General features: G+C 64.6%; 13 protein-coding genes. 2 read left to right on the top strand and 11 right to left on the bottom strand.

What is annotated here, in order from left to right; all coding sequences use genetic code 11:
• Entirely contained in the window at positions 1-2,025 is a 2,025-nt protein-coding gene (locus J7392_RS21295) for a capsular polysaccharide biosynthesis protein (protein ID WP_209219324.1), read from the top strand.
• Between the two features lie 3 nt (positions 2,026-2,028).
• Here the strand turns inward: J7392_RS21295 and ribD are convergent, their stop codons facing one another.
• Together ribD and nrdR are read right to left on the bottom strand one after the other, a co-directional pair.
• A complete protein-coding gene (gene ribD / locus J7392_RS21300) occupies positions 2,029-3,108 on the bottom strand; it encodes a bifunctional diaminohydroxyphosphoribosylaminopyrimidine deaminase/5-amino-6-(5-phosphoribosylamino)uracil reductase RibD (protein WP_209219381.1) in 1,080 nt (359 codons plus the stop codon).
• A 29-nt stretch (positions 3,109-3,137) separates the two neighbouring features.
• Positions 3,138-3,605: a transcriptional regulator NrdR gene (nrdR, locus tag J7392_RS21305; protein WP_067264800.1), complete on the bottom strand. Its 468-nt coding sequence runs from the start codon at positions 3,603-3,605 to the stop codon at positions 3,138-3,140.
• A 186-nt stretch (positions 3,606-3,791) separates the two neighbouring features.
• On the opposite strand from nrdR, the gene J7392_RS21310 reads away from it, so the two are divergent.
• Positions 3,792-4,463 carry an SDR family oxidoreductase gene (locus J7392_RS21310; RefSeq protein ID WP_209219325.1) on the top strand — a complete coding sequence of 224 codons (672 nt, stop codon included), beginning with the start codon at positions 3,792-3,794 and terminating at the stop codon, positions 4,461-4,463.
• An 18-nt stretch (positions 4,464-4,481) separates the two neighbouring features.
• Here J7392_RS21310 and J7392_RS21315 read toward each other — a convergent pair whose 3' ends face one another.
• From J7392_RS21315 to J7392_RS21355, 9 genes are all read right to left on the bottom strand, one after another.
• Positions 4,482-4,898 (bottom strand): secondary thiamine-phosphate synthase enzyme YjbQ, encoded by a 417-nt coding sequence (locus J7392_RS21315; RefSeq protein WP_209219326.1) that lies wholly within the window; start codon positions 4,896-4,898, stop codon positions 4,482-4,484.
• 1 nt (position 4,899) lies between these two features.
• Positions 4,900-5,379, bottom strand: coding sequence for a hypothetical protein (locus J7392_RS21320; RefSeq protein ID WP_209219327.1), 480 nt, complete (start codon positions 5,377-5,379; stop codon positions 4,900-4,902).
• 70 nt (positions 5,380-5,449) lie between these two features.
• Positions 5,450-5,863, bottom strand: a complete 414-nt coding sequence (locus J7392_RS21325) for a hypothetical protein (RefSeq protein WP_247744698.1) — start codon at positions 5,861-5,863, stop codon at positions 5,450-5,452.
• Between the two features lie 101 nt (positions 5,864-5,964).
• Positions 5,965-7,947, bottom strand: coding sequence for an RNA polymerase sigma factor RpoD (rpoD, locus tag J7392_RS21330; protein ID WP_067264850.1), 1,983 nt, complete (start codon positions 7,945-7,947; stop codon positions 5,965-5,967).
• A gap of 135 nt (positions 7,948-8,082) precedes the next feature.
• Complete coding sequence (dnaG, locus tag J7392_RS21335) at positions 8,083-10,077, bottom strand: DNA primase (protein ID WP_209219328.1); 1,995 nt, start codon at positions 10,075-10,077, stop codon at positions 8,083-8,085.
• Between the two features lie 114 nt (positions 10,078-10,191).
• On the bottom strand, positions 10,192-10,500 hold the full coding sequence (locus J7392_RS21340; protein WP_209219329.1) for a hypothetical protein: 309 nt from the start codon (positions 10,498-10,500) through the stop codon (positions 10,192-10,194).
• Between the two features lie 51 nt (positions 10,501-10,551).
• Positions 10,552-11,088, bottom strand: coding sequence for a sarcosine oxidase subunit gamma (locus J7392_RS21345; protein WP_209219330.1), 537 nt, complete (start codon positions 11,086-11,088; stop codon positions 10,552-10,554).
• A complete protein-coding gene (locus tag J7392_RS21350; protein WP_209219331.1) occupies positions 11,081-14,017 on the bottom strand; it encodes a sarcosine oxidase subunit alpha family protein in 2,937 nt (978 codons plus the stop codon). The genes J7392_RS21345 and J7392_RS21350 overlap by 8 nt, the downstream gene beginning before the upstream one ends.
• On the bottom strand, positions 14,014-14,286 hold the full coding sequence (locus J7392_RS21355) for a sarcosine oxidase subunit delta (RefSeq protein WP_067264779.1): 273 nt from the start codon (positions 14,284-14,286) through the stop codon (positions 14,014-14,016). The genes J7392_RS21350 and J7392_RS21355 overlap by 4 nt, the downstream gene beginning before the upstream one ends.
• Between the last annotated feature and the right edge of the window lies 1 nt (position 14,287).

The raw sequence follows: 14,287 nt of genomic DNA on the forward strand, positions 1-14,287 counted from the left end.
GTGGCATTCGAAGCTGACCCATACCAATACCCCGCCGCCGGCCCCGAAAGGAGCCGGCGGCTTTTCGTATATAACGGTGGATTTCTGACGCAGCGCCGCCTGCGGCGCATCCTGCAACTCTCGGGCCATTCCCTACGCCTTGGCCTGCCCGGGCCGGATGATGCGGTGGCGGTCTGGGGCAACTCCCCCACCGCGCATCGCGGGCTGGCCGTGGCGGCCAAGCGCGGCGTGCCGGTGATCCGGGTGGAGGACGCATGGCTGCGCTCGCTCCACCCCGGTCGCGCGGGCGAGCCGCCCTTGGGGCTGCTGATCGACAGCCGGGGGGCGCATTTCGACCCCGCCCAGCCCTCTGACCTCGAAGAGCTGCTCGCCCATCACCCGCTGGACGACACCGCCCTTCTGGACCGCGCCCGGGGCGGCATGGCACAGATGGCCGAGGCGCATCTGACGAAATATGCGGGCTTTGACCCCGACATGCCCGCGCCGGAGCCGGGCTATGTGCTGGTGATCGACCAGACCCGCGGCGATGCCTCCGTCACCGCCTCAGGCGCGGATCGTGCACGGTTTCTGGAAATGCTTGTCTTCGCGCAAGAGGAACACCCCGGCGCGCGGGTCATCATCAAGAGCCACCCCGAGACGGCACAGGGCTACCGCGCCGGACATTACGGCCCCGAGGATACCAACGACCGGATCACCCTGCTGACCGATCCCATCAGCCCTTGGGCACTGTTCGAAGGGGCGGTGGGTGTCTACACGGTCTCTTCGCAAATGGGGTTCGAGGCGATCTTTGCTGGCCACAGGCCGCGTGTCTTCGGCCAGCCCTTCTATGCCGGTTGGGGGCTGACGGAGGATGAATTCCCCGTCCAACGCCGCCAGCGTCGCCTTAGCCGCGCGCAACTCTTCGCCGCCGCGATGATCCTCTATCCGACGTGGTATGACCCCTATCGCGACGAACTCGGCAGTTTCGAGACGGCCCTCACCGCCCTCGCCGCGCAGGCCCGCGCATGGCGAGAGGATCATCGCGGCTGGGACGCATGGGGCATGCGCCTGTGGAAGCGCCGCCCGCTGCAACAGTTCTTCGGAACGACCACGCCCCTCCGCTTTCGCAAAGGCCCGGCAGAAACCCCCAAGCCGCCCCGCCGCGCCATGGTCTGGGCCAGCAAGGCCGATGACGCGCCCCAAGATGCGCTGCGGGTCGAGGACGGGTTTCTGCGCTCGCGCGGGCTGGGGGCCGAACTGGTCCCGCCCCTGTCGCTGGTCTGCGACGATCTGGGCATTTACTACGATCCCCAAGGACCCAGCCGGTTAGAGCAATGGATCGCGAAACGCGCAGACCTGCGCCCCGATCAACTGGCCCGCGCCCGCGCGCTGATCGCGGCGCTCACCGGGGCGGGCCTCAGCAAATACAACCTCGGCGGTGCTGCGCCCGACCTGCCGCCGGGGCGGCGCATCCTCGTCCCCGGACAGGTGGAAGACGACGCCTCCATCCTCACCGGCACGGGCGATGTGTGCAGCAACGCGGCCCTGCTGGCCGCCGCCCGCGCCGCAAACCCGGATGCCGTGATCCTCTACAAACCCCACCCTGATGTCGAAGCGGGCCTGCGCAAAGGCGCGACCGAGGCGGGCGAGGCCGATCTGATCCTGCACCGGGCCGACCCGGTGGCGCTTCTCAGCCAAGTCGACGCGGTTTGGACCATGACCTCCCTCTTGGGGTTCGAAGCGCTCCTCCGCCGGGTGCCGGTGGTGACCTTGGGCGCGCCTTTCTACGCAGGCTGGGGGCTGACCGAGGACCGGGACGATGTCCCGCCCCGCCGCCGCGCGACACCGGCGCTCGAAGGGCTCGTCCATGCCGCACTCATCGACTACCCACGCTACCGCGACCCGGTCAGCGGCTTGCCCTGCCCCGTCGAGGTGGTCGTCGAACGGCTGGCCGCGGGCCGCCTGCCCCGCGCCGGGTTGGGCAATAGAATGCTGTCGAAGCTCCAAGGGGTCTTTGCCAGCCAGAGCCACCTCTGGCGGCGATAGCGCTCAATCGGCTGCGTTGCGCCGCCAGACGTGCAGCAGGTCCGGCCCGATCTGCTGGCTGGATTGCAACGCAAAGCGCGGGGCCTCGGCCAGCCGCGACAGGCCAAGCGCCCCAATGCCGGGCAGACCTTCGGCACCGATCACCAGCCCGGCGGTAAACCCCACCAGCCGGTCGACCAAATCCGCCTCGATAAGCGAGGCGGCCAAGGCGCTCCCCCCCTCGCAGAAAATCCGTGTGAGACCATGCGCCGCCAATTGCCGCATCACATCCTGCGGGTCCAACTGCGCCCCGCGTGCGGCACAGGGCAGCAGCGTCGCCCCCAGGTCGGCCCAAGCTTTGACCAAAGCCGGATCGGCATCCGCACCGTGGCAGAGGATCAAAGGCACCTCAGCCGCCGTGCGCGCCAGTTGCCCCATCAACGGCAGGTCGAGCCTGCGGGAGACGACGACGCGCGCCGGTTGCTGGGCAAGCCCGAGACCGCGCACCGTCAGGCTCGGGTCGTCCTTGCGGGCGGTGCCCGCCCCGACCATCACCGCGTCATGACGGCTGCGCATGGCATGGGTCAGCCGCCGCGCGGGGGCGTCGGTGATCCACTGGCTTTCGCCCGTGCCGGTGGCGATGCGCCCGTCAAAGGAATTGGCCAGCTTCAGCGTCAGCATCGGGCGGCCCAGATCGGTGCGGCAGAAAAAACCGGCGTTATCCGCGCGGGCCGCATCTTCGTGCAGCCCGACCGAGACCTCGGTCCCGGCATCTTGCAACATCGCGATGCCGCGCCCGTTGACCCGCGCGTCGTCATCCTGCGTGGCGATCACCACGCGGGCCACGCCTGCGTCGATCAGCGCCTGCGCACAGGGCGGCGTTTTGCCGTGGTGGGAACAGGGTTCAAGCGTGACATAGGCCGTCGCCCCCCGCGCCGCCGCACCCGCCTGCGCCAGCGCCTGCGGCTCGGCATGGGGGCGCCCGCCCGGCTGGGTCCAACCGCGCCCGACGATCCGCGTGCCTTGCACGATGACACAGCCCACCGCCGGGTTGGGCCAGACGTTGCCCTGCCCGCGCCGCCCCAAGGACAGCGCCAGCGCCATATACCGCGCGTCGCTCACCCGCTCGCCGGTCACTCTTCCGGCAGGGCGTCGGGCCGCAGTTCCTGAACGAATTTGTCGAAATCGTCCGCGGCTTGGAAGTTCTTGTAAACAGAGGCGAAACGCACATAGGCCACGGTGTCGATCCGGGCCAGCGCCTCCATCACGATCTCACCGATATGTTTCGAGCTGATGTCGGTCTCGCCCATGCTTTCCAACCGGCGCACGATGCCCGAGATCATCTGATCGATACGTTCGGGATCAATGGGGCGTTTCTGCATGGAAATACGGATCGAGCGTTCCAGCTTGTCGCGGTCAAAATCCTCGCGCTTGCCGGAGGTTTTGATGACCACAAGGTCGCGCAGTTGCACCCGTTCGTAGGTGGTGAAGCGGCCCCCGCAGGCCGGGCAGAACCGTCTGCGCCGGATCGAGACGTGATCCTCGGCCGGGCGGCTGTCTTTCACTTGGGTGTCGATATTTCCGCAAAACGGGCAGCGCATCGGCCGTCCCCCTCTTCATCCTGCCTCACTTGTGGGGCGCGCGGCCCTCTTGTCAAAACTTATAGGGGAGCCGCGAGGTTTTGGGTAGAGAAGATTTCCACAGCTATATCTTGCGTTCAAATATGTGTCATGGACCCAACGGCATGCCGCCGCGTTGGTCAACGAAGGCTATAAACGGAGCATACCATGACCAAGACACTTTTCCTGACCGGCGCCTCCAGCGGGATCGGCGCCGCCACCGCCCGCGCCGCCGCCAAGGCGGGCTGGAACATCGGCCTCTTTGCCCGGAGTGAAGACAAGCTGAACGACCTCGCCGCCGAGATTGGCGACCAAGCACTCGTGCTTGTGGGCGACGCCACCGATTACGACGCGCAGAAACAGGCAATTGACAAACTGGCCGACCACTTCGGACAGGTCGACGCCGCCTTTGCCAATGCCGGGCGCGGCACCAGCCCAGCGGGGACAGAGAATGGCGACCCGCAGGATTGGAAAGCGATGGTCGACCTCAACATCATGGGCGCGCTCTATACCGCCCATGCCGCCATGCCGCATCTGCGCAAGACCACGGGGCAATATGTCGTCACCGGCTCTGCCGCCGGGCGGCGTCATATCCAAGGGTCGATCTACGGGGCGACCAAGTGGTTTATCCACGGCTACGCGGGCAATCTGGCGGATGAGATGGCCGAATGGGGTGGCCGCTGCATGGTGGTCTCACCCGGCATGGTCGACACCGCCTTTTTCGACGGGGCCAAACCCGACAAGCTGCAACCTGAGGACGTGGCGAATGCGGTGATGCATGCGCTCGAAGCGCCCGCGCGGGCGGCGGTGCGGGAAATTCACCTGATGCCGACGGGGTGACCCCTGCCCGGTCCGGCGTCAGTCGGGCCGGAAATGCGCCGCGATGCGCCGCTGATGCGGGGCGTCGCGATGCTCGAACAAGTAGATGCCCTGCCACGTGCCCAGCATCAGCCGCCCCCGCGCGACGGGGATGCTAAGGGTCACCGGCAAGACCGAGGCCTTGATATGCGCGGGCATATCATCCGGCCCTTCCATCAGATGCGTGAGATAGCTCATTTCTGGCGCATCGGCGGGCGGCACCAGCCGGGCGAAATAGGCCAAGAGGTCACGTTGCACATCCGGGTCGGCGTTCTCTTGGATCAGCAGAGAGGCCGAGGTGTGCTGCATCATGAGCGTCAGCAGCCCGTCCCCCTGCCCCGCAATCCAGCGGGCCACGTCATCCGTGAACTCGTAGAGCGCCTGACCGCGGGTTTGAATGGTAAAAACTGTCTGCATCTCAGCAGGCTCCCCAGTGCTGCGCCTCAGCGTCCCAACATTGACCTGCCGCCTCTTTCGCGTCGCTTATCGCAAAGAGGCCCAGTTCCGTTGACCCCCTGTCGCAAGAAAGCGAGGCGATCTCGCGCCCATTCTCGCGCACCGTCACCCCGCCATCGCTGATCTGATCGAGTTTGTCGAAAGAGCTATGGACCTCATATGTAAAAGCGCCATTCCGAAAGGTCGTGCTTTCCCAGATGGCGCGACCTATGCCCGGCCAAGGCTGATGCGCCACCTCCGTGATCGGAGCGCTCAGGGTCAGACTGGCCGTGTCAGCCGGGCCGAAGCGGTAGATCACCTCTCCCCCTTCGAGGCAGACCTCCAACTGCTTCGCCCCATGGTCAATCGTACAGGTTAGAACCGTGGCGCTGCGCTGGTGGCAATGGGCATGGGCTTGGCTGATGCCAAGGGTCAGAAACAAGCTGGCGAGCAGAAAACGCATGAGATTAACCCGTCGTAACAATACCCGCAGAATAAGCCCGCCACCGCGTGAAAACAACGGCTTGCCCGGTTCAGAAATCCCGCAACTCTATTATGCGATCCAGACAGAACTGCCGGGCATGGTGGCTGGGCAGGTTCTCTCCCGCGCGTTTGATCGTGACGGAATAGGATTGCCCCCTGTCGCCGCTCACCCGCTCAGGGTTGGTGGTGTAAACGACGCCGGTACGGCCCACACCGCTGACCGACGGACCGCGGGGCGTTTTGATAAATAGCCGCTCCCCGCGCGGAAGGCCCAGCACGTCCTGCGCAAACTCCGCCGCGGCGCACCAGATGTGACGCGCACCCGCGCCGTGGTCTTCGATCACCTCGAACTCCTGCGCGGTGAGGGGCACGACGATCAGCCGGTTCTCGGCCCGGTAGGCCTGTGCGGCGGCTTGCAGCGGCAGCATAAGGCAAAGAAGGGTAAGGACAGTTTTGCGCATCATGGGAACCTTCTTGGGATACCCCCTTGATGTAAGCGGCGCGGGCGGCAGGTCAAAGACTCGCCCCGCAAAAGAAAACGCGGCCACCGGGACCGCGTTTTGGCTTATTGATCAAGGAAGCTGCGCAGCTTGCGCGAGCGGCTCGGATGTTTGAGCTTGCGCAATGCCTTGGCTTCGATCTGGCGAATACGTTCGCGCGTGACCGAGAATTGCTGGCCGACCTCTTCGAGCGTGTGATCGGTGTTCATGCCGATACCGAAACGCATTCGCAGCACGCGTTCCTCGCGCGGGGTGAGCGAGGAGAGCACCCGCGTCGTGGTCTCCTTGAGGTTTTCCTGAATGGCACTGTCGAGCGGCAGCACGGCATTCTTGTCCTCAATGAAGTCACCCAGCTGGCTGTCTTCCTCGTCGCCGATGGGCGTCTCAAGGCTGATCGGCTCCTTGGCGATCTTCATCACCTTGCGGACCTTCTCGAGCGGCATTTGCAGCTTCTCGGCCAGTTCCTCCGGCGTCGGCTCGCGGCCAATTTCGTGCAGCATCTGGCGACCGGTGCGGACCAGCTTGTTGATCGTCTCGATCATATGCACCGGGATGCGGATAGTGCGCGCTTGGTCAGCAATCGAACGGGTGATCGCCTGACGGATCCACCAAGTCGCGTAGGTGCTGAACTTGTAGCCGCGACGATACTCGAACTTATCGACGGCCTTCATCAGGCCGATGTTGCCTTCCTGAATAAGATCCAGGAACTGCAGCCCGCGGTTCGTGTACTTTTTGGCGATGGAGATGACGAGGCGCAGGTTCGCCTCGACCATTTCTTTCTTGGCCTGACGGGCTTCTTTCTCACCCTTCTGGACCTGCTGCACGATGCGGCGGAATTCCGAGATGTCGAGGCCGACATATTGGCCAACCTGCGCCATGTCGGCACGCAGTTCTTCGACCTTTTCGGATGAGCGTTCGATGAACATCTGCCAGCCCCGACCGGACTTCTCAGCCATCCGCTCCATCCAGTTGGGATCAAGCTCATAGCCACGATAGTTGTCGACGAATTCCTTGCGGTTGATGCGCGCTTGGTCGGCGAGCTTCACCATGGCGCTGTCGATCTGCATGATGCGGCGGTTGATGCCGTAAAGCTGGTCGATCAACGCTTCGATACGGTTGTTGTGCAGGTGCAGGTCGTTCACCAAAAGCACGATTTCCGACCGCAGCTTCTGATAGGTCTCTTCCTGCTCTTTGGTGAAAGAGCCGTCTTCGTTCAACGTGGCCGAAATCCGGCTGTCCTGCATCGCGCTGAGCTTTTCATAGTCATCCGCGATGATGTCGAGCGCTTCGAGAACCTGAGGCTTCAGCGCCGCTTCCATGGCCGCAAGGCTCATGTTGGCCTGTTCGTCCTCGTCATCGTCGTCGTCCGACGAGATCGGATTGCCGTCGGCGTCATATTCGGGCTTGGACTCTTCGGTCTTGGTCTCGGCCCCGGCGGCAGGGGCGACGACCGGAGAGGTCTCCTCCTCATCGCCCATCTGCGTGCCAAAGGTGGCTTCAAGGTCGATCACATCGCGCAGCAGAATGTCTTCGGACAGAAGTTCGTCACGCCAGATGGTGATCGCTTGGAAGGTCAGCGGGCTTTCGCAAAGGCCCGCGATCATGGTGTTGCGGCCTGCTTCGATCCGTTTGGCGATGGCGATCTCGCCCTCGCGGCTCAGCAGTTCGACACTGCCCATCTCGCGCAGGTACATGCGCACCGGGTCATCGGTGCGGTCAAGCTTTTCGGACGTGCCCGAAGACAGCGCCACATCACGGTTGGACTCAGTGGTCGCAACCTCGGTCGAGCCTTTGTTCTCTTCCTCTTCGGCTTCCTCGTCTTCGATGATGTTGATGCCCATCTCCGAGAGCATCGACATCACGTCTTCGATCTGTTCCGAGCTGACCTGATCGGGCGGCAGCACCGTGTTGAGCTGATCGTAGGTGATATAGCCCTTCTCGCGGGCCTCACCGATCATCTTCTTCACGGCGGCTTGGCTCATGTCGAGCGAGTGGCCGGCCTCTGAATCGTTGCTCTTTGCGTCGTCATTCGTATCTTTGGCAGCCATCTCATGCTCCTTCAGCGCGTCAGCGCGAATCATCCGCAGACGATTCGGTTTTCCGAATCATGCGGGGTTATGGGTGATTCTTAAACCCGTTGCCCAGCATTTTCAAAAAGTCCTGCAAATGGGCCACGCCGATGCTCATCCGCGGCCCTTTGACTTGTCATATTTAATCGTTCCCAACAGCGCGTCCAATGCGCTGCGCTCATCGCGGTCCATCGTCATGCCGTTGTCGCCCACGTCGAATTCCCCGTTGCTTTCTTCCTGTGCGCTGCGGCGGGCAAGATCGGCGGCACGGGCCGCTTCGCTCAAACGCCAGGTGACCCCCTCATCCGCCGGGCCGCTAAGGTCTTCGACGGCTTCGGCAATCTCTTCGTTCAGCCCACGGGCGGCATCCAGCTTGGCCAGTTCCTCGGCCACGGTCAGGCGGGTCATGTCCACGTTGCCGGGATTGCGGATGCAGGGCGTGATGGCAACGTGGCGTTGCCCCTTCATATTTTCAAGTGTCTCCCAGCCGAGGGAGTAGGAAATCTCCTCGCGCAGCGTCTCTTCGCCCGCGTGACCAAAGCGCAGCAGCAGGTCGCGCAGCCGCGCGTGATCGGGGTCATCGCAGCGCATCGCCTCCAACCCGGTCTCGAAGGTCTCGACCAACTGCGGGCAATCGACGAGGGCCACGAGGATCACCGCCTCGCGCAGATGCATGCCCACCTGCTCATCGCTCATCGCCACGAGGGCCGAGGCTTTGGTACTGGCCAGCGGGGCCAGCGGCGCGCCCCAAGCAGCGCCCTTCCCGCCTTTGCCTTTGCCCGGCGCTTTGCCCCCGACGGGGCGGAATTCGGGCCGTTTCTTTTGCGGGCGGAACAACTCCCACCGCAGATCCTTGATCTCTTGCCCATAATGGCTGCGGATCGACGGGTCGCGGATCAGTTTGATCTTTTCGCGCAGGCTTTTGTCCAGCGCCGCCTTGCGTTCAGGGCTGTCGAAAACCTTGCCCTCGGTCTCACGCTGCCACAGCAGGCGCACCATGGGCAGGGCGTTGTCCAAGAGCTTTTGCAAGGCCCCGGCCCCCTGCGCGCGCAGCAGATCGTCGGGATCCTGCCCCTCGGGCATGACCGCGAAACGCAGGCTCTGCCCGGCCTCCAACAGTGGCAGGGCCAGATCGATCAGGCGCAGCGCCGCGCGTTGGCCCGCCGCATCGCCATCCAGCGTGATGATCGGCTCAGGCGCGATACGCCACAACATCTGCAATTGGTTCTCGGTGATCGCGGTGCCCAAAGGAGCCACGGCCCCTTCGAACCCCGCCCCATGCAGGGCGATCACATCCATATAGCCTTCGGCCACAATCAGCGGCTGCCCCCGTCCTGCGGCGGCGCGGGCGTGTTTGACGTTGTAAAGGCTGCGGCCCTTGTCAAAAAGTTCGGTCTCGGGCGAGTTGAGGTATTTCGCCTTATCCTCCGGGTCCATCGCGCGGCCACCAAAGGCAATCGCCCGCCCGCGCGCATCGCGGATCGGGAACATGATACGCCCCCGGAACGTGTCATAGGGCTTGCCGCCCTTCAAAGAGGGTTTCGCCAGCCCCGCGCCGAGGATCGACTCATCCGCCACGCCCTTTGATTTGAGCGCATCCCAAAGCCCCTGCCAACTGTTCGGGGCGAAACCAATCTCCCAATGGGCCTGCGCCTGTTCCGACAACCCGCGCTTGGCCAGATAATCGCGCGCCGCCCCCGCCGCCCCGGTGCGCAATTGCAGGCGGAACCACTGCACCGCTTGCTCCATGACCTCAGCCAATTGCGTGCGCTTGTCGGCCTTGGCCTGCGCGCGGGGGTCTTGCTTGGGGATCGGCATGCCGACTTCGCGGGCGATGATCTCCACCGCCTCCATGAAGCTCACATTCTCGGTCTCGCGCACGAAAGAGATTGCATCCCCCTTCGCGTGGCACCCAAAGCAGTAGTAGAACCCTTTGCGATCATCGACGTGAAAGCTGGCGGATTTTTCCTGATGGAAAGGGCATGGCGCCCACATGTCGCCCTTGCCCTGATTGGACTTTCGGTTGTCCCATATGACCTTGCGCCCCACCACCTGAGACAGGCTGGCGCGGTCACGCAGTTCTTCCAAAAATCCGGGGGGCAGGCTCATGGCTTCATATACCGGCTGGGGCAGTTCAGAGTCCAGAGGAGGCAGAGCGGCAGCGGGCGGTAAAACGCCCCTGTTGCCGAGCAGCGCCCCCTGCCCGGCACGGCGTTGGTCAACCTATTGGGCGAGGCACATTTCTTTCCACGCGGCGGCGAGATCGTTCTTTTTCACGTCGCGCATCTTCATCTCGTAGACCCAAGGGGTCACCAGCGGAATCGCGGTGTTAAAGCTCTCGGGCCATGTCGCCTTGGCCTTTACGGCGGCGGGGACCTGGCGTTCTTTCACGCGGTCGAGGCGGGCCTGCTGCACGGCGGCAACCACGGCGGCCTGATGCATGCAGCTCGTCTCTTTCTTCGAGGCCGCCAGCGCCGGGCCCGAGACCGCCATGCTGATCGCGGCCAATGCGGCGAAAATCGTTTTGTTCATGTCTATGCTCCGTTGTTTGCCAAACGGGGATTCGGGCCCCTGCCGGACAACCTAGCGCCGCGATGCCACCGCTTCCATAGCGCGGCGCAACTCCTGCACCAAAGTGGCGGTCATCGACCGATAGACCATCAGCAGAAAACCGGTCTCAGTGCGGGTGATTGAGGCGGGCATGTCGCGCAACTGGCTGCGCAGGGTCTGGCCGGGTTTGAACGCCGCATCGCGCAGGTCCACCGGAGCCAATCGCGCCATCACATCCTCGGCCCCCGGCCCCTGCAATTCCGCCACCGCCCATCCGTCCGAGACATCGACAAGGGCTGCATGTTTCGCAAGCGCCTCATCCGGTGCGGGCCCGACGAGCAGCGCCTCTTCCCGGCCAAACCACAGGCATTGGACATCGCCCTTGGCGGTGCTCTGAAGCGGCTCCGGCAGGGCAACCCCATGGGCGGCCTCTAGCGCCTTGGTGAGGCCCGCCGGATCAAACACGCCCAGCACGGTCAACTGGCCCAGATCGCGGGCCGCCACCGTCATCTCACCGATGTGCAGCGGGAGCAGATCGCCGAACGGTGTTTGCGCTTTCAATTCAACCACGGGCGCGCCCTCCTTCAGGGTCCACAAAGACCGGGGCGCAGATCTCCACCTCCGCCTCGATTTCGCGCAGATGGTCAACCATGCGCATCACCTCCCCATGCCGTGCGCGGCCCCGGGTGACGAAGCCTAGCCCGATAAAGGTGCCGACATCCGGCGAAAAGCCGACCGAGGTCGTATGGCCTTGCGCATTCTCGCGGCTGGCCTCGGCCCCGGCCTCGAACAGAAACGCCCCTGCGGTGAGTTGTTTCACCGCGCCGACGGGCCGCAGCCCGACCAGTTGCGCGCGGTTTGGGTCGCGCAGGCCGGGGCGTTCGGACATGGTCTTGCCGATGCAATCCTTGGCATCCGACAGCATCCTCCCCATGCCGATATCCTCTGCCGTGGCGCGGCCGTCGATCTCTGCATGGGTGATATGGCCCTTTTCCAACCGCAGCACGTTGAGCGCCTCCATCCCATAGGCGCCGCCCTCCAGCACTTCGGCCCGCGCGACGAGCAGGTCGAACAGCGCCGCGCCATAGCGCGCGGGCACGGCGATCTCATAAGCATGTTCGCCGGAGAAGGAGATGCGGAACAGCCGCGCCGCGACCCCGCCGAGCCGCACATCGCCGCAGGCCATGAAGGGGAAGCTGTCATTGTCGATCGGCTGCTCCAGCAGCCCGTTCAGCAATTCGCGAGACTTCGGCCCTGCCACGGCGAATTGCGCCCATTGTTCGGTGACCGAGGACAGATGCACCTGCCATTCGGGGTGCAGACATTGCGTGACGAATTCCAAATGGCGCATCACCTCACCGGCAGCGCCGGTGGTGGTGGTCATCAGGTAATGCGTCTCACCCAAACGCGCGCAGGTGCCATCGTCCATGACGAAACCGTCTTCGCGCAACATCAGCCCATAGCGCACCTTACCGACCTTCAAGCTGCTGAATTTGTTCGTATAAACCAGATCGAGCAGCTTGGCCGCATCCGGCCCCTGAATGTCGATTTTACCCAAGGTCGAGACATCGCAGATGCCCACCGTCCTGCGGACAAAGCCGACCTCGCGGTCGCAGGACTGACGCCAATTGCGCTCCTGCCCGCGCGGGAAATAGCTGGGGCGATACCACAGCCCCGCCTCCACCATCGGGGCGTTCATGGCAAGGCTGGCCGCATGACTGGTGGTCAGCCGTTCGGGCGCAAAGCCCTTGCCCTGCCCACCCGCGCCCATCGCTGCAATCGCAACCGGGGTATAGGGCGGGCGGAAGGTGGTCGTGCCCGTCTCGGAAATGCCGCGCCCGGTGGCATCGGCCAGCACCGCCAGCGCCGCCACGTTGGAGCTCTTGCCCTGATCGGGGGCCATGCCTTGGGTCGTGTAGCGCTTCATATGCTCAACCGAGCGGAAGCTCTCGGCCGCCGCCTGCTGCACATCCTTCACACAGACATCGTTCTGGAAATCCAGCCAAGCGCGGCCCTTGCCCGGCACCGCCCAAAGCGGGGCAAGGCGGTAGGGCGCGTCATCGGCATGCGGCAGATCGATGGGCTCTGGCTTGCGGCCCAAAGCCTCCAACGCGTCCCCTGCCGCCGTCACACCCGCCGCAAGGCAGCCGTGGGTCGAGAAGCTGCCGTTGCAGGCACCCGCCACATGCATTCCCGGCACCGCGCCGGGGGTCGGCACAAAGGCGTGGATCTCAGGCGACCATGTCGGTCGCCCGTTCATATGGCAGGTGAGATGCAGCGAGGGGTTCCAGCCGCCCGACATGGCCAGACAATCTGCCTGTATCTTATGCACGCCCCCGGCGGTGCGGATCGACACCGCCTCCAACTCCTTGCCGCCCGAGGTGTTGCAGACCACCGCCCCGCTCAGCACCGGGAAATCCGCGCCATCGCGGCTGACCCCCTCGCGGCTGTCGATCAGTGCGGCCACATGCACGCCTGCCGCGGCCAGATCGTGGGCCGTGCGATGGGCGTCGTCGTTATTGCCGAAAACCGCGACCTGCTTGCCCGGCGCCACGCCCCAACGGTTGAGATAGGCGCGCACCGCGCCCGCGGTCATGATGCCCGGGCGGTCGTTGTTGGCGAAGGCCACGGGGAGCTCCAAAGCACCTGCCGCGAGGATGGATTGCTTGGCTGCGATGCGCCAGAAACACTCAAGCGGCGCGCCCTCGCCCCGCCGCGCGCGGTGTTGGTTGACCCGTTCCAACGCGCCGAACATGCCGCCGTCATAGGCGCCGGTCACCGTCGTGCGGGGCATCAGCCGCACATTGTCCATCGCCGCGAGTTCCGCGACCACGCCCGCCGCCCATACATGGCCCGGCTCACCATCCACACGCTCGTTCTCAGCATTCAGCCGCCCGCCCATCAGCGCATCTTCGTCGGCGAGGATCACATCCGCCCCCGCCCGCGCCGCCACCAGCGCCGCCATCAGACCCGTCGGGCCTGCACCGATCACCAAGAGATCGCAAAAGGCATAGGCTTTCTCATAGGCGTCCGCATTGGGCTGGCCGCTCAGCCGCCCCAGACCCGCAGCACGGCGGATCACCGGCTCATAAACGCGCCGCCAAAAATGTCGCGGCCACATGAAGGTCTTGTAATAGAACCCCGCCCCGAGGAACGGCGATGCCAGATCGTTCACCGCCATGAGATCGAGATCGAGGCTCGGCCAAGCGTTCTGGCTGCGCACCTGCAAACCTTCGTAAATCTCTTGCATGGTGGCGCGAAAGTTGGGCTCTGACGCGGGGCCGACGCCGGTGGTCACCAGCGCGTTCGGCTCTTCGCTGCCCGCGCTCAGCACCCCGCGCGGGCGGTGATATTTGAACGACCGCCCCATCAACCGCTGCCCATTCGCCAGCATGGCCGAGGCGACCGTATCGCCCGCAAAGCCGCCGTAGCGCCGCCCGTCGAAGGTAAAGCTGACCGGCGTCTCCCGGTCAATCAATCCGCGCCCTGCAATCCTCATGCCATGGCCCTTTTCACATCCGACGCCAATTCCACGGCCCGCACCGCATGGGTCACCGTATCGCGGGTGACGACGAGCCAGGCGCCGCAGCCGGTCTCATGCTGCCACAGGTCGCGGGTCTCTCCCGCCGGGTTGTCGCGCAGATGCAGATAGGCGTCCCAGTCCTCATCCGAGGCATCGGGCGCGGGCCGGGCCAAGGCAATGGCATCGCCGCGATAATAGAACTCCCGCCGATCCCGGCTGCCGCAGATGGGGCATTCGATCCGCATA

The sequence above is a fragment of the Sulfitobacter sp. R18_1 genome, assembly GCF_017743915.1.
Classification (GTDB): domain Bacteria; phylum Pseudomonadota; class Alphaproteobacteria; order Rhodobacterales; family Rhodobacteraceae; genus Sulfitobacter; species Sulfitobacter faviae.

What these genes read in the sequence shown, in the direction of transcription:
- ribD (WP_209219381.1), bottom strand. Translation starts at nt 3,108, where the DNA reads ATGGCGCTGGCGCTGTCCTTGGGGCGGCGCGGGCAGGGCAACGTCTGG.
- nrdR (WP_067264800.1), bottom strand. Translation starts at nt 3,605, where the DNA reads ATGCGCTGCCCGTTTTGCGGAAATATCGACACCCAAGTGAAAGACAGC.
- J7392_RS21310 (WP_209219325.1), top strand. Translation starts at nt 3,792, where the DNA reads ATGACCAAGACACTTTTCCTGACCGGCGCCTCCAGCGGGATCGGCGCC.
- J7392_RS21315 (WP_209219326.1), bottom strand. Translation starts at nt 4,898, where the DNA reads ATGCAGACAGTTTTTACCATTCAAACCCGCGGTCAGGCGCTCTACGAG.
- J7392_RS21320 (WP_209219327.1), bottom strand. Translation starts at nt 5,379, where the DNA reads ATGCGTTTTCTGCTCGCCAGCTTGTTTCTGACCCTTGGCATCAGCCAA.
- J7392_RS21325 (WP_247744698.1), bottom strand. Translation starts at nt 5,863, where the DNA reads ATGATGCGCAAAACTGTCCTTACCCTTCTTTGCCTTATGCTGCCGCTG.
- rpoD (WP_067264850.1), bottom strand. Translation starts at nt 7,947, where the DNA reads ATGGCTGCCAAAGATACGAATGACGACGCAAAGAGCAACGATTCAGAG.
- dnaG (WP_209219328.1), bottom strand. Translation starts at nt 10,077, where the DNA reads ATGAGCCTGCCCCCCGGATTTTTGGAAGAACTGCGTGACCGCGCCAGC.
- J7392_RS21340 (WP_209219329.1), bottom strand. Translation starts at nt 10,500, where the DNA reads ATGAACAAAACGATTTTCGCCGCATTGGCCGCGATCAGCATGGCGGTC.
- J7392_RS21350 (WP_209219331.1), bottom strand. Translation starts at nt 14,017, where the DNA reads ATGAGGATTGCAGGGCGCGGATTGATTGACCGGGAGACGCCGGTCAGC.
- J7392_RS21355 (WP_067264779.1), bottom strand. Translation starts at nt 14,286, where the DNA reads ATGCGGATCGAATGCCCCATCTGCGGCAGCCGGGATCGGCGGGAGTTC.